Source organism: Providencia alcalifaciens, from assembly GCF_020271745.1.
In the GTDB taxonomy this organism is placed as follows: Bacteria; Pseudomonadota; Gammaproteobacteria; order Enterobacterales; family Enterobacteriaceae; genus Providencia; species Providencia alcalifaciens_B.
In genome coordinates, this window is the sequence record NZ_CP084296.1 from 440,245 (window position 1) to 457,391 (window position 17,147).

Below are 17,147 nucleotides of genomic sequence, written 5' to 3' on the forward strand. Positions count from 1 at the left end.
TCTGCGCCCACCTTCGCGGAACCTGACCAGGGTCCGCTAGCGGGCGGCCGGAAGGTGAATGCTAGGCATGATCTAACCCTCGGTCTCTGGCGTCGCGACTGCGAAATTTCGCGAGGGTTTCCGAGAAGGTGATTGCGCTTCGCAGATCTCCAGGCGCGTGGGTGCGGACGTAGTCAGCGCCATTGCCGATCGCGTGAAGTTCCGCCGCAAGGCTCGCTGGACCCAGATCCTTTACAGGAAGGCCAACGGTGGCGCCCAAGAAGGATTTCCGCGACACCGAGACCAATAGCGGAAGCCCCAACGCCGACTTCAGCTTTTGAAGGTTCGACAGCACGTGCAGCGATGTTTCCGGTGCGGGGCTCAAGAAAAATCCCATCCCCGGATCGAGGATGAGCCGGTCGGCAGCGACCCCGCTCCGTCGCAAGGCGGAAACCCGCGCCTCGAAGAACCGCACAATCTCGTCGAGCGCGTCTTCGGGTCGAAGGTGACCGGTGCGGGTGGCGATGCCATCCCGCTGCGCTGAGTGCATAACCACCAGCCTGCAGTCCGCCTCAGCAATATCGGGATAGAGCGCAGGGTCAGGAAATCCTTGGATATCGTTCAGGTAGCCCACGCCGCGCTTGAGCGCATAGCGCTGGGTTTCCGGTTGGAAGCTGTCGATTGAAACACGGTGCATCTGATCGGACAGGGCGTCTAAGAGCGGCGCAATACGTCTGATCTCATCGGCCGGCGATACAGGCCTCGCGTCCGGATGGCTGGCGGCCGGTCCGACATCCACGACGTCTGATCCGACTCGCAGCATTTCGATCGCCGCGGTGACAGCGCCGGCGGGGTCTAGCCGCCGGCTCTCATCGAAGAAGGAGTCCTCGGTGAGATTCAGAATGCCGAACACCGTCACCATGGCGTCGGCCTCCGCAGCGACTTCCACGATGGGGATCGGGCGAGCAAAAAGGCAGCAATTATGAGCCCCATACCTACAAAGCCCCACGCATCAAGCTTTTGCCCATGAAGCAACCAGGCAATGGCTGTAATTATGACGACGCCGAGTCCCGACCAGACTGCATAAGCAACACCGACAGGGATGGATTTCAGAACCAGAGAAAGAAAATAAAATGCGATGCCATAACCGATTATGACAACGGCGGAAGGGGCAAGCTTAGTAAAGCCCTCGCTAGATTTTAATGCGGATGTTGCGATTACTTCGCCAACTATTGCGATAACAAGAAAAAGCCAGCCTTTCATGATATATCTCCCAATTTGTGTAGGGCTTATTATGCACGCTTAAAAATAATAAAAGCAGACTTGACCTGATAGTTTGGCTGTGAGCAATTATGTGCTTAGTGCATCTAACGCCGGAGTTAAGCCGCCGCGCGTAGCGCGGTCGGCTTGAACGAATTGTTAGACATCATTTACCAACTGACTTGATGATCTCGCCTTTCACAAAGCGAATAAATTCTTCCAAGTGATCTGCGCGTGAGGCCAAGTGATCTTCTTTTTGTCCCAGATAAGCTTGCTTAGCTTCAAGTAAGACGGGCTGATACTGGGCAGGTAGGCGTTTTATTGCCCAGTCGGCAGCGACATCCTTCGGCGCGATTTTGCCGGTTATTGCGCTGTACCAAATGCGGGACAACGTAAGCACTACATTTCGCTCATCGCCGGCCCAGTCGGGCTGCGAGTTCCATAGCTTCAAGGTTTCCCTCAGCGCCTCGAATAGATCCTGTTCAGGAACCGGGTCAAAGAATTCCTCCGCTGCCGGACCTACCAAGGCAACGCTATGTTCTCTTGCTTTTGTAAGCAGGATAGCTAGATCAATGTCGATCATGGCTGGCTCGAAGATACCCGCAAGAATGTCATTGCGCTGCCATTCTCCAAATTGCAGCTCGCGCTTAGCCGGATAACGCCACGGGATGATGTCGTCATGCACGACAAGGGTGACTTCTATAGCGCGGAGCGTCTCGCTCTCGCCAGGGAAAGCCGAAGCCTCCATAAGGTCATTGAGCAATGCTCGCCGCGTCGTTTCATCAAGCTTTACGGCCACAGTAACCAACAAATCAATATCGCTGTATGGCTTCAGGCCGCCATCCACTGCGGAGCCGTACAAATGCACGGCCAGCAACGTTGATTCCAGATGGCGCTCAATGACGCTTAGCACCTCTGATAGTTGGTTCGAAATTTCGATGGTCACCGCTACCCTCATGATGTCTAACTTTGTTTTAGGGCGACTGCCCTGCTGCGTAACATCGTTGCTGCTCCATAACATCAAACATCGACCCACGGCGTAACGCGCTTGCTGCTTGGATGCCCGAGGCATAGACTGTACAAAAAAACAGTCATAACAAGCCATGAAAACCGCCACTGCGCCGTTACCACCGCTGCGTTCGGTCAAGGTTCTGGACCAGTTGCGTGAGCGCATACGCTACTTGCATTACAGCTTACCAACCGAACAGGCTTATGTCCACTGGGTTCGTGCCTTCATCCGTTTCCACGGTGTGCGTCACCCGGCAACCTTGGGCAGCAGCGAAGTCGAGGCATTTCTGTCCTGGCTGGCGAACGAGCGCAAGGTTTCGGTCTCCACGCATCGTCAGGCATTGGCGGCCTTGCTGTTCTTCTACGGCAAGGTGCTGTGCACGGATCTGCCCTGGCTTCAGGAGATCGGAAGACCTCGGCCGTCGCGGCGCTTGCCGGTGGTGCTGACCCCGGATGAAGTGGTTCGCATCCTCGGTTTTCTGGAAGGCGAGCATCGTTTGTTCGCCCAGCTTCTGTATGGAACGGGCATGCGGATCAGTGAGGGTTTGCAACTGCGGGTCAAGGATCTGGATTTCGATCACGGCACGATCATCGTGCGGGAGGGCAAGGGCTCCAAGGATCGGGCCTTGATGTTACCCGAGAGCTTGGCACCCAGCCTGCGCGAGCAGCTGTCGCGTGCACGGGCATGGTGGCTGAAGGACCAGGCCGAGGGCCGCAGCGGCGTTGCGCTTCCCGACGCCCTTGAGCGGAAGTATCCGCGCGCCGGGCATTCCTGGCCGTGGTTCTGGGTTTTTGCGCAGCACACGCATTCGACCGATCCACGGAGCGGTGTCGTGCGTCGCCATCACATGTATGACCAGACCTTTCAGCGCGCCTTCAAACGTGCCGTAGAACAAGCAGGCATCACGAAGCCCGCCACACCGCACACCCTCCGCCACTCGTTCGCGACGGCCTTGCTCCGCAGCGGTTACGACATTCGAACCGTGCAGGATCTGCTCGGCCATTCCGACGTCTCTACGACGATGATTTACACGCATGTGCTGAAAGTTGGCGGTGCCGGAGTGCGCTCACCGCTTGATGCGCTGCCGCCCCTCACTAGTGAGAGGTAGGGCAGCGCAAGTCAATCCTGGCGGATTCACTACCCCTGCGCGAAGGCCATCGGTGCCGCATCGAACGGCCGGTTGCGGAAAGTCCTCCCTGCGTCCGCTGATGGCCGGCAGCAGCCCGTCGTTGCCTGATGGATCCAACCCCTCCGCTGCTATAGTGCAGTCGGCTTCTGACGTTCAGTGCAGCCGTCTTCTGAAAACGACAAACGATGTCAGAATAGAGTTAAATTTCCTATTGATTGACATATTCCGTCAAAGGTAATAGATTTCATCCTGACACTTTTGCCTTTGGAGGCATCTTGCAAGGTCAACGCATCGGCTATGTCCGCGTCAGCAGCTTCGACCAGAACCCGGAACGGCAATTGGAGGGTGTTCAGGTGGCGCGGGTGTTCACCGACAAGGCTTCTGGCAAGGACACCCAGCGTCCCGAGCTGGAAAGGCTGCTGGCCTTCGTCCGCGAGGGCGACACCGTGGTGGTGCATAGCATGGACAGGCTGGCACGCAACCTTGATGACCTGCGCCGCATCGTCCAAGGGCTGACACAACGGGGCGTGCGCATGGAGTTCGTCAAAGAAGGGCTGAAGTTCACCGGCGAGGACTCACCGATGGCCAATCTGATGCTGTCGGTCATGGGAGCCTTCGCTGAGTTCGAGCGCGCCCTGATCCGCGAACGTCAGCGCGAGGGAATCGTGCTGGCCAAGCAGCGCGGTGCCTACCGGGGACGAAAGAAATCGCTGAACAGCGAACAAATTGCCGAGTTGAAACGGCGAGTTGCGGCAGGCGACCAAAAAACCTTGGTGGCCCGTGACTTCGGCATCAGCCGCGAAACCTTGTACCAGTACCTGCGGGAAGACTGACCATGCCACGCCGCTCAATCCTGTCCGCCACCGAGCGCGAAAGCCTGCTGGCACTGCCAGATGCCAAAGACGAACTGATACGGCACTACACGTTCAACGAAACCGACCTGTCGGTGATCCGTCAGCGTCGCGGCGCCGCGAATCGATTGGGCTTCGCTGTGCAGCTTTGCTACTTGCGATTCCCTGGCACCTTTTTGGGCGTCGATGAGCCTCCGTTTCCGCCCCTGTTGCGCATGGTGGCCGCGCAACTCAAGATGCCAGTGGAAAGTTGGAGCGAGTACGGCCAGCGCGAACAGACACGGCGGGAGCACTTGGTCGAGCTGCAAACGGTTTTTGGGTTCAAGCCCTTCACCATGAGCCACTATCGGCAAGCCGTGCATACATTGACCGAGCTGGCCTTGCAGACCGACAAAGGCATCGTGCTGGCGAGCGCACTTGTCGAGAATCTGCGGCGGCAGAGCATTATCCTGCCCGCCATGAATGCCATCGAGCGCGCAAGCGCCGAGGCCATCACCCGTGCCAACCGACGCATTTACGCGGCGCTGACCGATTCTTTGTTATCACCCCACCGTCAGCGCCTGGACGAACTTCTCAAGCGCAAGGACGGCAGTAAAGTGACGTGGCTGGCATGGCTGCGCCAGTCGCCTGCCAAACCGAACTCTCGCCACATGCTCGAACATATTGAGCGCCTGAAATCCTGGCAAGCACTTGATCTGCCCGCAGGCATCGAGCGGCAGGTTCACCAGAACCGCCTGCTCAAAATCGCTCGTGAAGGTGGCCAGATGACGCCTGCTGATCTGGCAAAGTTCGAGGTGCAACGACGCTATGCCACGCTGGTAGCGCTGGCCATCGAAGGCATGGCCACCGTCACCGATGAAATCATCGACCTTCACGATCGCATCATCGGCAAGCTGTTCAACGCGGCCAAGAACAAGCATCAGCAGCAGTTCCAGGCTTCCGGCAAGGCGATCAACGACAAGGTGCGGATGTATGGGCGCATCGGTCAAGCGTTGATTGAGGCCAAGCAAAGCGGCAGCGATCCGTTCGCCGCCATCGAGGCCGTTATGCCCTGGGACACCTTCGCCGCCAGCGTCACCGAAGCGCAAACATTGGCGCGGCCTGCCGACTTTGATTTCCTGCACCACATCGGTGAAAGCTATGCCACGCTACGCCGCTACGCGCCGCAGTTCCTGGGCGTGCTCAAATTGCGGGCTGCGCCCGCCGCCAAGGGTGTGCTCGATGCCATCGACATGCTGCGCGGCATGAACAGCGACAGCGCGCGCAAGGTGCCCGCCGATGCGCCAACCGCATTCATCAAGCCGCGCTGGGCAAAGCTGGTTCTGACCGACGACGGCATCGACCGGCGTTACTACGAGTTATGCGCCCTGTCGGAGCTGAAGAACGCGCTGCGCTCCGGTGATGTCTGGGTGCAGGGTTCTCGCCAGTTCAAGGACTTCGACGAATACCTGGTGCCGGTCGAGAAGTTCGCCACTTTGAAGCTGGCCAGCGAATTGCCGCTGGCAGTGGCCACCGACTGCGACCAATACCTGCATGACCGGTTGGAATTGTTGGAGGCGCAACTCGCCACAGTCAACCGCATGGCTGCGGCCAACGACTTACCGGATGCCATCATCACCACCGCGTCAGGCCTGAAGATCACGCCGCTGGACGCGGCAGTACCAGACGCCGCGCAAGCCATGATCGACCAGACAGCTATGCTGCTGCCGCACCTCAAAATCACCGAGTTGCTGATGGAGGTCGATGAATGGACGGGCTTCACCCGCCACTTCACACACCTGAAGACCAGCGACACGGCCAAGGACAAAACCTTGCTGTTGACGACGATCCTGGCCGACGCGATCAACCTGGGTCTGACCAAAATGGCCGAGTCCTGCCCTGGCACCACCTACGCCAAGCTGTCTTGGCTGCAAGCCTGGCACATCCGCGATGAAACCTATTCGACGGCGCTGGCCGAGCTGGTGAATGCGCAGTTTCGGCAACCCTTCGCCGGCAACTGGGGTGACGGCACCACGTCATCGTCGGACGGCCAGAACTTCAGAACCGGCAGCAAAGCAGAAAGCACTGGTCATATCAACCCGAAGTATGGAAGCAGTCCAGGACGGACTTTCTACACCCATATCTCCGACCAGTACGCGCCCTTCAGTGCCAAGGTGGTCAACGTGGGCATTCGTGATTCAACTTACGTGCTTGATGGCCTGCTGTACCACGAGTCGGACTTGCGCATCGAGGAACACTACACCGACACGGCAGGCTTCACCGATCACGTGTTTGGCTTGATGCATTTGCTGGGATTTCGCTTCGCGCCGCGTATCCGTGACTTGGGCGAAACCAAGCTATTCATCCCCAAGGGCGATGCCGCCTATGACGCGCTCAAGCCGATGATTAGCAGCGACAGGCTGAACATCAAGCAAATACGCGCCCATTGGGATGAAATTCTGCGGCTGGCCACCTCCATCAAGCAAGGCACGGTAACGGCTTCGCTGATGCTGCGCAAACTCGGCAGCTACCCGCGCCAGAACGGCTTGGCCGTGGCGTTGCGCGAGCTGGGGCGCATCGAGCGCACGCTGTTCATTTTGGATTGGCTGCAAAGCGTGGAGCTGCGCCGCCGCGTCCATGCGGGGCTGAATAAGGGCGAGGCGCGCAACGCGCTGGCCAGGGCGGTCTTCTTCTACCGATTGGGTGAAATCCGCGACCGCAGTTTTGAGCAGCAGCGCTACCGGGCCAGCGGCCTCAATCTGGTGACGGCGGCCATCGTGTTGTGGAACACGGTATATCTGGAGCGTGCCACCAGTGCTTTGCGTGGCAACGGCACGGCGCTGGACGACACATTGTTGCAATATCTGTCGCCGCTGGGGTGGGAGCACATCAACCTGACCGGCGATTACCTATGGCGCAGCAGCGCCAAGGTCGGTGCGGGGAAGTTTAGGCCATTGCGACCGCTGCCACCGGCTTAGCGTGCTTTATTTTCCGTTTTCTGAGACGACCCCATAAAGGCGTGTTCAAAAATCTCATCAGAGATTCGAAAGAATGAAGTAGATGTTCAATATCCAGACTAAAAAGGCCGCATACGCGGCCTGTATGAGTTAGCCAATGTTGCGATGGTCAATGAGGTATTTCACTCTGTCATGGTGAGTGTTTCTGGCACTGTTGCAAATAGAATCGTGAAGCTGAGCTTTTCCGCTCAAAGTGGATTAAAGTCCGAATACTCTATTCACGAGGCGCACTTCTCCTAACGGTTGGCCATAGTAAAAATGTTCTGCTTGACCTTTGCGAAGCGCACGCATCACCTCAATTCCTTTAATGGTCGCATGTGCTGTTTTAATTGATTTAAACCCTAAGGTGGGATTTATCACGCGCTTCAATTTTCCATGATCACATTCAATGACATTATTGTGAAATTTGATTTGTCGATGTTCTACATGTGTAGGGCATTTTCCTTCTTCTTTGAGAAGGTTAAGCGCTCGGCCATAAGGTGCGGCTTTATCTGTATTGATAACCCTGGGGATTTGCCATTTTTTAACGCGATTGAATATTTTTCTTAAAAATCGATAAGCTGCCTTGGTATTACGACGAGGCGAGAGATAAAATTCAATGGTGTACCCTCGACTATCGACAGCTCGGTAAAGGTACGTCCATTTCCCATTCACTTTGATATAAGTTTCGTCTAAATGCCAATTGTTGAGGTCGGAGGGATTACACCAATACCAACGTAACCGCTTTTCTATTTCTGGTGCATAACGTTGAACCCAGCGATAGATTGTCGTGTGATCTACATTTACACCGCGCTCAGCCAACATTTCCTGAAGTTCTCGGTAACTGATACCGTATTTGCAGTACCAACGTACAGCCCAAAGAATGATAATACCAGTGAAATGACGACCTTTAAATGCATTCACCAAACGGACCTCAGTAATGAAATAGTTAATTTAGCATACCGGCTACTTAAACTTTGCAACAGTGCCCTACCCACTCACTCATACCATCACCTTTGCCAGATTCTCCGCAATCGCCTGATTAAGCTTTGCCTCTTCTTCTAATTGTGCTTCAAACTCGGCTTTTAGTAGGGTAAAACGCTCTTTAAAATCAAAATCATCCTCTTCATCAGCAAGACCTACATAACGACCTGGTGTGAGCACATAATCCAGTTCAGCCACTTTTTCGATAGCGACAGAGGCACAAAAACCCGCGACATCTTCATATTCGCCATTTTTATTACGCCAATTATGATAGGTATCTGAAATCAGTTTAATATCTTCATCCGATAACACTTTAGTGCGGCGGTTAATTAAATGACCCAGATTTCGTGCATCAATAAACAAAATTTCATCACTACGATCTTGATACACCGAAGAGTTATTACGATCACGGCGCATAAACCATAGCGCAGCAGGAATTTGCGTATTTAGGAACAACTTAGCGGGCAAGTTAACTATGCAATCAATCACATTCGCATCTTTCACTAATGCGGCTCGAATATCGCCTTCACCCGATGTTTTCGAAGTTAGCGCCCCTTTAGCCAGTACCACACCCGCTTGCCCTTTCGGTGACAAGTGATATAAAAAGTGCTGCATCCACGCAAAGTTTGCATTCCCTGCTGGTGGCGCACCGTATTGCCAGCGGGCATCTTTACGTAATTGTTCACCAGACCAATCAGAGACGTTGAACGGCGGGTTCGCAATAATAAAATCCGCACGTAAATCTTTATGGGCATCATTTAAAAACGAGCCTTCATTGTTCCATTTTACTTGCTCAGAGTTAATACCCCGAATAGCCAAGTTCATTTTCGCCAAACGCCATGTGGTTTGGTTAGACTCTTGACCATAAATGGAAATGTTATCAATATTCCCTTGGTGGGATTCAACAAATTTTTCTGATTGAACAAACATACCGCCAGAGCCACAGCACGGGTCAAAAATACGTCCTTCATAAGGCTCTAGCATGTTAACCAGTAAGGAAACAATTGATTTCGGTGTATAGAACTGACCGCCTTGTTTACCTTCTGCTAACGCAAACTCACCTAAGAAATATTCAAAAACATGACCTAGTACATCCGCAGAGCGTGATTTAGCATCACCTAAAGCGATATCACCCACAAGGTCAATTAACTCGCCAAGTACCGTTGCATCAAGGTTTTGACGTGCATAAACTTTTGGCAATACCCCTTTTAATTGTGGGTTATCTTCTTCGATGGCTTCCATAGCGTCATCGACTAATTTACCGATATTGGGCTGTTTTGCATTATTGAGTAAATTTGTCCAACGTGCTTTTTCAGGCACAAAAAACACATTGTAAGCAAGGTATTCATCGCTATCTTCGGGATCTGCCCCTGCAAACTCGCCTTGTCCCGCTTTAAGCTTTTCATAGTGAGACTCAAACGAATCAGAAATATACTTTAAGAATATTAATCCCAGCACAACATGCTTGTATTCTGCTGCATCAATATTCTTACGCAATTTATCAGCGGCTTTCCACAGGATAACTTCTAACGGTTCAGATTTGGTTTCTTTCGGTTTTTTAGCCATTATTCCATTACTTACATCAGTAAAAATAATGGAACTATTGTTACCTATTTATAGCCAAAAATCTAATAGAACAGGCTGATAACTTGTGATAATTATCAAAAGGATGGATTATCAGTAAATGTCATATTTAATACTTCAACACTGCTTTCAAATTATGAGTATTAGATATAATTGGAGCAGTCCTAGATAACTAAGATCATCTAGGATAGTTCCATGAGAAAAAGTAGACTCAGTCAATACAAACAAGAACGGTTACTTGAACTGTTTATTGCAGGCGCCACTGCTCGTATTGCCGCATAGTTGATTGGTGTCCACAGAAATACAGCCGCTTACTATTATTATTAATTCACAGTTTAATATATCATACCAAACTCCCCATATGATCCGCCCACTTCTGCAACCACACTTTGCATTCACTCTCATAACCATATAAATCATACGTTCCTTCGATACCACTACGTGAATGCCCAAGTATCGCCTCCCCCACTTCATTGGGGCAACCTAGTTTAGCTAGCCCAGTACGTACTGTTCGACGTAAATCATGAGGTGACCAATCAGGGATATCTAGCATCTTGCCTTCTTTGCGTAAACGCCACGCACATTCTGTTAGATATTTTTGTTGAATCGGCAACTTGGTTACTTGAGATGGGAAAAGATATTTATCGGAGTTCATGCGCATTGATTTCAAGTAGGTGACTGCTTGCTCGGGTAATTGCACGTATCGTTCAATTCCTGTCTTGGTTTCTTTCAAATGAATAGTTCCTTTTTCAAGATCCACATCATCCCAAGCCATTGCGCACACTTCACCAGTTCGGCAACCCGTCCAAAGCGTCAGACGGAAAACATTTTTCACAACATTGGTATAAGCAGAACTAGGTAACCATGCTAAAAATTTTTTGAGTTCATTATCATCTAGATAACGAGTACCTTTATTACTGGTTAGCTTAAACTTAGCTTGCTGCAAGCTCGATTTTGCCAATAAAGCGGGGTTAGCAAAATTATCATCAAAATACTCTAGACCGATTGCAAACTCATAGGCTGCTGACAATTCACGTAATACATTACCTGCTTGAACCTTAGCACCTCGCCCATTAATTTCACGTACAAGCTCTATCACATCTTTTCGGGTCACCTCATGCGCCATAAGCTCACCTAAAACACGTACAACATCGGCTTCAAGCATGCGACGAACTTCCTTTTGCCCTTTCTTCTTTCTTGAACCAGAAATAATTTTACCGTCTTTGCCTTTACGATCTTCGATATGATCAACTAAATAAAGCTCAACAAGTTCTTTTACTGTTAACTGTGTTTTTTGCGGCTGGAGTTGTTCTTGTTTTTTATATTGCTTTTCTTCTTTTAGCTCAGTGACAGGGCATCGACCTAATTGACGTAACTGTTTCAACTCTTGTAACTTAACTCTCGCTTCACTTAATGAAGTTTGAGGAAAATTACCGATCTTTAGCTGTACAAGTTTGTGTGTAACTGGGCTAGTATAACGGTAGAAAAATGTCTTAATGCCTGTTGCGCCACAAAATACACGTAAACCTGTATTTTCACCTGTATCAGACCTATCTTTACTGTTAGGTTTCATTGCCTCAATGGCTTTCGTTGATAAGGGTTTTGCTGGCTGCTTTTGGCTCATAAGTGTTACCTTGTTTAGCGCTGACTATAAGATAATTAAAGATTTTTAGTGAAAAGTGTAGGTTATCAGTTTTGTTATGCCCATTATACCATATCACCACTAACAACCTACACTTTAACCTACACTTATATATGGGATTCTGTGGTATTTTATAAGATATAATGAGATCTTATGAGACAATGAAAAAACATAGAATCAAGTTAATTCAATAAGTTAATATAGATAACCCCATGACTGACAGCCAAAATTTCGAATCCCACACACCAATGATGCAGCAGTACTTAAAACTCAAAGCACAACATCCCGATATTTTGCTGTTTTATCGTATGGGGGATTTTTACGAACTGTTCTTTGATGATGCTAAAAAAGCGTCTCAGTTATTGGATATTTCTCTCACCAAGCGTGGTCAATCTGCCGGTCAACCTATCCCGATGGCAGGCGTTCCTCACCATGCAGCTGAAAACTATTTAGCACGGTTGGTACAGATGGGAGAATCTGTCGCCATTTGCGAACAAATTGGAGATCCTGCCACCAGCAAAGGCCCTGTTGAACGCCAAGTGGTACGTATTGTGACACCGGGTACTATTACCGATGAAGCATTACTCAATGAACGCCAAGACAACTTACTGGCAGCGGTATGGCAAGAGTCTCAAGGCTATGGTTTTGCGACCTTAGATATCGCATCGGGTCGTTTTATCATCAGTGAAATTGATGATGAAGAATCATTAAAAGCCGAGCTTCAGCGTACCCGTCCAGCGGAATTACTCTATCCTGAGGATTTCGCTAGCATGTCATTGATTGAACTTAATAAAGGCTTACGCCGCCGCCCATTATGGGAATATGAATTAGACACGGCAAAACAGCAATTAAACCTGCAATTTGGTACCAAAGATTTAATCGGTTTTGGCGTTGAAAATGCGCACAAAGCCTTACGCGCAGCGGGTTGTTTGCTGCAATATGTGAAAGATACTCAACGAACTGCGTTACCGCATATTCGTAGCATTATCATGGAAAAACAACAAGATAATGTAATTTTAGATGCGGCAACTCGCCGCAATTTAGAACTAACCCAAAACCTTGCAGGGGGCACCGAAAATACCCTTGCCGCGATTCTAGACAAATGTGTCACCCCAATGGGGAGCCGTATGCTAAAACGCTGGCTTCATACCCCATTGCGTAACCTCACTGTGCTAAACAACCGCCAGCAAGCCATTGGCGCACTGCAACAATACGGCTTTGAGCTACAGCCGTTCCTTCGCCAAATCGGTGACTTAGAGCGAGTACTCGCTCGTCTTGCATTACGCTCAGCGCGTCCTCGCGACTTAACCCGCATGCGCCATGCATTCCAGCAATATCATGATATTCACCAAATTCTAGCGCAATCAGATTGCGGCTACCTCGGTGCGCTAACGCAACGTATTGGTCAATTCGATGAACTGCAAAGCTTGCTCGAAAAGGCGATTGTTGATGCCCCTCCAGTTTTAGTTCGTGATGGTGGCGTCATTGCCACTGGTTACAACAGCGAACTCGATGAATGGAGAGCACTAGCGGATGGTGCAACAGATTACCTAGACCGCTTAGAAATTCGTGAGCGTGAAAAACTGGGTATCGATACCCTAAAAGTGGGCTATAACGCGGTACACGGTTACTACATTCAAGTGAGTCGTGGACAAAGCCACCTCACGCCAATTCATTATGTTCGTCGCCAAACGCTGAAAAATGCGGAGCGCTACATTATCCCTGAATTGAAAGAGTATGAAGATAAAGTACTGACATCAAAAGGCAAAGCGCTAGCTATCGAAAAAGCCTTGTATGATGAACTGTTTGATATGCTGCTACCGCATTTAGCCGCGTTACAAACCAGTGCCGAAGCGCTGGCTGAGTTGGATGTCCTCTCCACCCTCGCAGAGCGCGCAGACACCCTTGGTTACGCCTGCCCTCAATTAACAGACAAACCCGGCATTCAAATTACTGAAGGTCGTCACCCTGTTGTGGAGCAAGTGCTTAGTGAGCCTTTTATTTCTAACCCGCTGTCTCTTTCTCCACAGCGCCGCTTGCTGATCATTACGGGTCCCAATATGGGCGGTAAGAGTACCTATATGCGTCAAACGGCTCTGATCACCTTACTGGCTTATATCGGCAGTTTTGTGCCAGCGAGTAAAGCCGTCATTGGGCCTATTGACCATATTTTTACGCGCGTTGGTGCATCTGATGACCTCGCATCTGGGCGTTCGACCTTTATGGTGGAGATGACCGAAACAGCCAATATCCTGCACAATGCGACTGAGCACAGCTTAGTGCTAATGGATGAAATTGGCCGCGGTACATCTACCTATGATGGGCTTTCTTTAGCGTGGGCGTGTGCTGAAAACTTAGTTAATCGCATCAAAGCGATGACCTTATTTGCGACTCACTATTTTGAATTAACTACCTTACCGGAAAAACTGGAAGGTGCAGTCAATATTCACCTCGATGCAATTGAACACGGTGATACCATCGCCTTTATGCACAATGTGCAAGATGGCGCGGCGAGCAAGAGTTACGGTTTAGCTGTTGCATCACTGGCTGGCGTCCCAAAAGAAGTGATCAAACGCGCAAAACAAAAACTCAAAGAGCTGGAAGTTATCTCCAATAATGCCAATGGGAGTCATGTAGATAGCGCTCAACTGAGCTTCTTAGAGACAGTGGAAGAGGAGCCATCTCCAGTATTAGCCGCTTTAGAGGAAATCGACCCTGACAAGCTGACTCCACGCCAAGCTCTTGATTGGCTATATCGTTTAAAGGAAATGGATAAGTAGCATGGATGAGTATGCTGAATTATTAGCGCCGATTAAGCAATTTTTGCAGTGTGAAACCCCTGAGACGTGGATATATAAAGCCAGTCAACCTGAAAATTTGCCGACGATTTTGAAAGATCACCTGCTGTGTGAATTAAAAGCGGCGCAAAGTGCCATGTTTTTAATTCGCAAATATGCAGTGGATAAAGAAAGTGCGGCAATTTTATTAGAGTGGTTCAAACCCTATGAAGCCTTTGCGTATGACCGCATTGGTGATGTTCATACATTGAAAAATAAGAACCAAATTTCAAAACAGATCTTAGCGAAGAAGCAGTCGCCGTATAGCCAAGACTTGATTGATAAAATGGTGTTGTTAATCAAAGAAGAACTGCACCATTTTTACCAAGTACTAGAAATTATGCATCAACGGGACATTGCGTATGATGGGATCACCGCAGGTCGTTACGCAAAAGGGTTATTCAGCCATTTAGACCCTCATGACCCGAAAACCTTGGTGGATAAACTCATTATTGGGGCTTATATTGAAGCGCGCTCTTGTGAGCGGTTTGCCAAATTGGCGCCGCACTTGGATGAGCAACTTGCCAATTTTTATACCTCATTACTACGTTCAGAAGCACGCCATTATCAGGATTATCTGCAACTTGCTCAGTTGATTAGTAAAACAGATATTACTGAGCGTGTGCGTTTTTATGGGGAAGTTGAAGCGCAATTAATTTCAACACCAGATAATGATTTTAAATTCCATAGCGGCGTACCGATTAATTAATTCCACCGACTAAAAAGAAAAGCCCCTGTTATCAACGATAACAGGGGCTTTATGTTGTTTAACACGGCAGATTACATATTAAATAACGCTTCCAACGTTAAATCTTCACCTTGTAAAATATCTTTTAAACGTCTTAAACCTTCTACCTGAATTTGACGAACTCTTTCACGAGTGAGCCCAATTTCGCGCCCAACCTCTTCCAGAGTTTCCGCTTCATATCCCAACAAACCAAAACGACGCGCTAAGACTTCACGTTGCTTCGGATTGAGTTCATATAACCACTTAACGATATTTTCTTTTAAGTTGTTATCTTGGATAGTGTTTTCAGGCCCTGAATCATTATCATCCGATAATACTTCCAGCAGTGACTTCTCAGAATCCCCTGCGATAGGCGTATCAACCGATGTAATGCGCTCATTTAAGCGAAGCATTCGGCTGACATCTTCAACAGGTTTATCTAATTGCTCAGCTATCTCTTCAGGACTTGGCTCGTGATCGAGCTTTTGAGCAAGTTCACGGGCTGTACGAAGGTAAATATTGAGTTCTTTGACGATATGAATCGGTAGGCGGATTGTTCGGGTTTGATTCATGATGGCGCGTTCAATCGTTTGACGGATCCACCAAGTCGCATACGTTGAAAAACGAAATCCTTTTTCAGGATCAAACTTTTCAACTGCACGAATCAACCCGAGATTTCCTTCTTCGATCAGATCGAGTAAGGCAAGACCTCGGTTGTTATAACGGCGAGATATTTTTACCACTAAGCGAAGGTTGCTTTCTATCATACGCTGACGCGATGCCACATCCCCCCGAAGGGCTCTACGGGCATAGAAAACTTCTTCCTCTGCTGTGAGGAGTGGAGAGAATCCAATTTCACTGAGATAAATTTGGGTTGCATCCAAAACACGTTGACTCGCGCTTTGGAGTAATTCCGTGTCTTCATCCAGTTCTGAAACTAGATCCTCTTCTTTGAATTGACTCTCATCAAATGCTTCATCCATCGCATTTTCATCGAGGTCATTATACAACTCGTTAACTTTCAGCGAACTTTGGCTCATCAGTCACTCCGACCCAAGATAATGAGGACGGAATGTGACACTCCGCCCAGTTTATCGCTGCGGTAAGTAACGCAACGGGTTTACTGATTTTCCCTTATAACGAATTTCAAAATGTAAACGAACAGAACTTGTTCCTGTACTACCCATCGTGGCTATTTTTTGACCTTCAGCAACATCCTGTTGGTCACGCACAAGTAACGTATCGTTATGTGCGTAGGCACTTAAGTAGTCATCGTTATGTTTTATTATTATGAGATTTCCATATCCGCGCAGTGCATTACCAGCATATACGACTTTACCAGGCGCAGCTGCAATAACAGATTGACCGCGAGAACCAGCAATATCAACACCTTTGTTTCCGCCTTGTGCATCAGAGAAGCCTTCAATCATCTTCCCATCTGCTGGCCAACGCCATTTAATTGACGAATTGTTGGTGCTACTTCCGGTTGTTGCTGTTGCAGTCGTAGTAGTTGGGCTCGCTGTTGTCGTTGAAACCGTTGAGGCTGGTTTCTTGTTATTCGGCAACATCTTACCTGAATTTTGCCCACTACTATTTTCAGGATACCCATTAGTTGATTGAATATCAACCGGGCGCTGTTGACTATTTGATGCCAATTGTGTGCTCGAGTTCACATTTGTATTACCAATATTTATCACCTGACCTACATTCAGACTGTATGGTTCAGAAATATTGTTTTTCGATGCTAATTCACGGAAATCATTACCCGTTATATAGGCAATATAAAACAGAGTATCACCGCGCTGAACGGTGTAAGTGTTTCCGTTATAACTCCCTTTAGAAATGCGGCCGTAGTCTCGGTTATAAACAATACGTCCATCGCTGCTGGTTGAAACCGGTCTAGAGGCATTATTTCCCATCGAACTATTAGACGACAAATTAGGTCTGTCTGAAGGCATCGCCGTACTCATTCCAGTATTGGATGGAGGATTCGGCACCGTTCTTGGTGCAGATTGTTGGCTAGATGAACCTCCATCATTCACACTCGAAATCGGTGCTGCGGGATGATAAGGCGTTGAGCATCCTGCTAATAAAGCACCGCTAAATGAAAAGATAACCGCCCATCGAATTCTGTTTATTGGGCTAACAATTTTCATATTTCTTCTCCCGT

12 protein-coding genes and 2 pseudogenes are annotated in these 17,147 nt (G+C 49.3%); 6 read left to right on the forward strand and 8 right to left on the reverse strand.

The genetic code is table 11. The annotated features are described in order from the left end of the window. Positions 1–61: 61 nt before the first annotated feature. The 3 genes and pseudogenes from sul1 to LDO51_RS01960 all read right to left on the reverse strand — a co-directional run bounded on the left by sul1 (position 62) and on the right by LDO51_RS01960 (position 2,197). Positions 62–901 carry a sulfonamide-resistant dihydropteroate synthase Sul1 gene (gene sul1, locus LDO51_RS01950; RefSeq protein WP_000259031.1) on the reverse strand — a complete coding sequence of 280 codons (840 nt, stop codon included), beginning with the start codon at positions 899–901 and terminating at the stop codon, positions 62–64. Then, positions 895–1,242 (reverse strand): quaternary ammonium compound efflux SMR transporter QacE delta 1, encoded by a 348-nt coding sequence (locus LDO51_RS01955; protein ID WP_000679427.1) that lies wholly within the window; start codon positions 1,240–1,242, stop codon positions 895–897. The genes sul1 and LDO51_RS01955 overlap by 7 nt, the downstream gene beginning before the upstream one ends. A 116-nt stretch (positions 1,243–1,358) precedes the next feature. Beyond that, positions 1,359–2,197 (reverse strand): annotated as a pseudogene (locus LDO51_RS01960) (AadA family aminoglycoside 3''-O-nucleotidyltransferase). Positions 2,198–2,342: 145 nt separating this feature from the next. Between LDO51_RS01960 and intI1 the strand changes: the two are divergent. The 3 genes from intI1 (at position 2,343) to LDO51_RS01975 (ending at position 7,185) form a co-directional block, all read left to right on the forward strand. Further along, entirely contained in the window at positions 2,343–3,356 is a 1,014-nt protein-coding gene (gene intI1 / locus LDO51_RS01965; RefSeq protein ID WP_000845039.1) for a class 1 integron integrase IntI1, read from the forward strand. Positions 3,357–3,652: 296 nt separating this feature from the next. After that, positions 3,653–4,210, forward strand: coding sequence for a recombinase family protein (locus LDO51_RS01970; RefSeq protein ID WP_001162012.1), 558 nt, complete (start codon positions 3,653–3,655; stop codon positions 4,208–4,210). Between the two features lie 2 nt (positions 4,211–4,212). Next, entirely contained in the window at positions 4,213–7,185 is a 2,973-nt protein-coding gene (locus LDO51_RS01975; RefSeq protein ID WP_001138073.1) for a Tn3 family transposase, read from the forward strand. 237 nt (positions 7,186–7,422) lie between these two features. On the opposite strand, the gene LDO51_RS01980 is transcribed toward LDO51_RS01975, so the two are convergent. Together LDO51_RS01980 and LDO51_RS01985 are read right to left on the reverse strand one after the other, a co-directional pair. Beyond that, positions 7,423–8,127: an IS6 family transposase gene (locus tag LDO51_RS01980; RefSeq protein WP_104872945.1), complete on the reverse strand. Its 705-nt coding sequence runs from the start codon at positions 8,125–8,127 to the stop codon at positions 7,423–7,425. A gap of 78 nt (positions 8,128–8,205) precedes the next feature. Continuing rightward, entirely contained in the window at positions 8,206–9,753 is a 1,548-nt protein-coding gene (locus tag LDO51_RS01985) for a type I restriction-modification system subunit M (protein WP_096865147.1), read from the reverse strand. A gap of 213 nt (positions 9,754–9,966) precedes the next feature. On the opposite strand from LDO51_RS01985, the pseudogene LDO51_RS01990 reads away from it, so the two are divergent. Further along, positions 9,967–10,050, forward strand: a pseudogene (locus LDO51_RS01990) (IS1595 family transposase); the annotation flags it as partial. Between the two features lie 64 nt (positions 10,051–10,114). Here LDO51_RS01990 and LDO51_RS01995 read toward each other — a convergent pair. Continuing rightward, on the reverse strand, positions 10,115–11,395 hold the full coding sequence (locus LDO51_RS01995) for a tyrosine-type recombinase/integrase (protein ID WP_096865146.1): 1,281 nt from the start codon (positions 11,393–11,395) through the stop codon (positions 10,115–10,117). A gap of 230 nt (positions 11,396–11,625) precedes the next feature. On the opposite strand from LDO51_RS01995, the gene mutS reads away from it, so the two are divergent. Together mutS and miaE are read left to right on the forward strand one after the other, a co-directional pair. Next, a complete protein-coding gene (mutS, locus tag LDO51_RS02000) occupies positions 11,626–14,193 on the forward strand; it encodes a DNA mismatch repair protein MutS (RefSeq protein ID WP_225576149.1) in 2,568 nt (855 codons plus the stop codon). 1 nt (position 14,194) lies between these two features. After that, positions 14,195–14,959 (forward strand): tRNA isopentenyl-2-thiomethyl-A-37 hydroxylase MiaE, encoded by a 765-nt coding sequence (miaE, locus tag LDO51_RS02005; protein ID WP_225576150.1) that lies wholly within the window; start codon positions 14,195–14,197, stop codon positions 14,957–14,959. 71 nt (positions 14,960–15,030) lie between these two features. On the opposite strand, the gene rpoS is transcribed toward miaE, so the two are convergent. Together rpoS and nlpD are read right to left on the reverse strand one after the other, a co-directional pair. Next, entirely contained in the window at positions 15,031–16,017 is a 987-nt protein-coding gene (gene rpoS, locus LDO51_RS02010; protein WP_108478377.1) for an RNA polymerase sigma factor RpoS, read from the reverse strand. A gap of 51 nt (positions 16,018–16,068) precedes the next feature. Further along, positions 16,069–17,133: a murein hydrolase activator NlpD gene (gene nlpD, locus LDO51_RS02015; RefSeq protein WP_225576151.1), complete on the reverse strand. Its 1,065-nt coding sequence runs from the start codon at positions 17,131–17,133 to the stop codon at positions 16,069–16,071. Positions 17,134–17,147 lie beyond the last annotated feature (14 nt).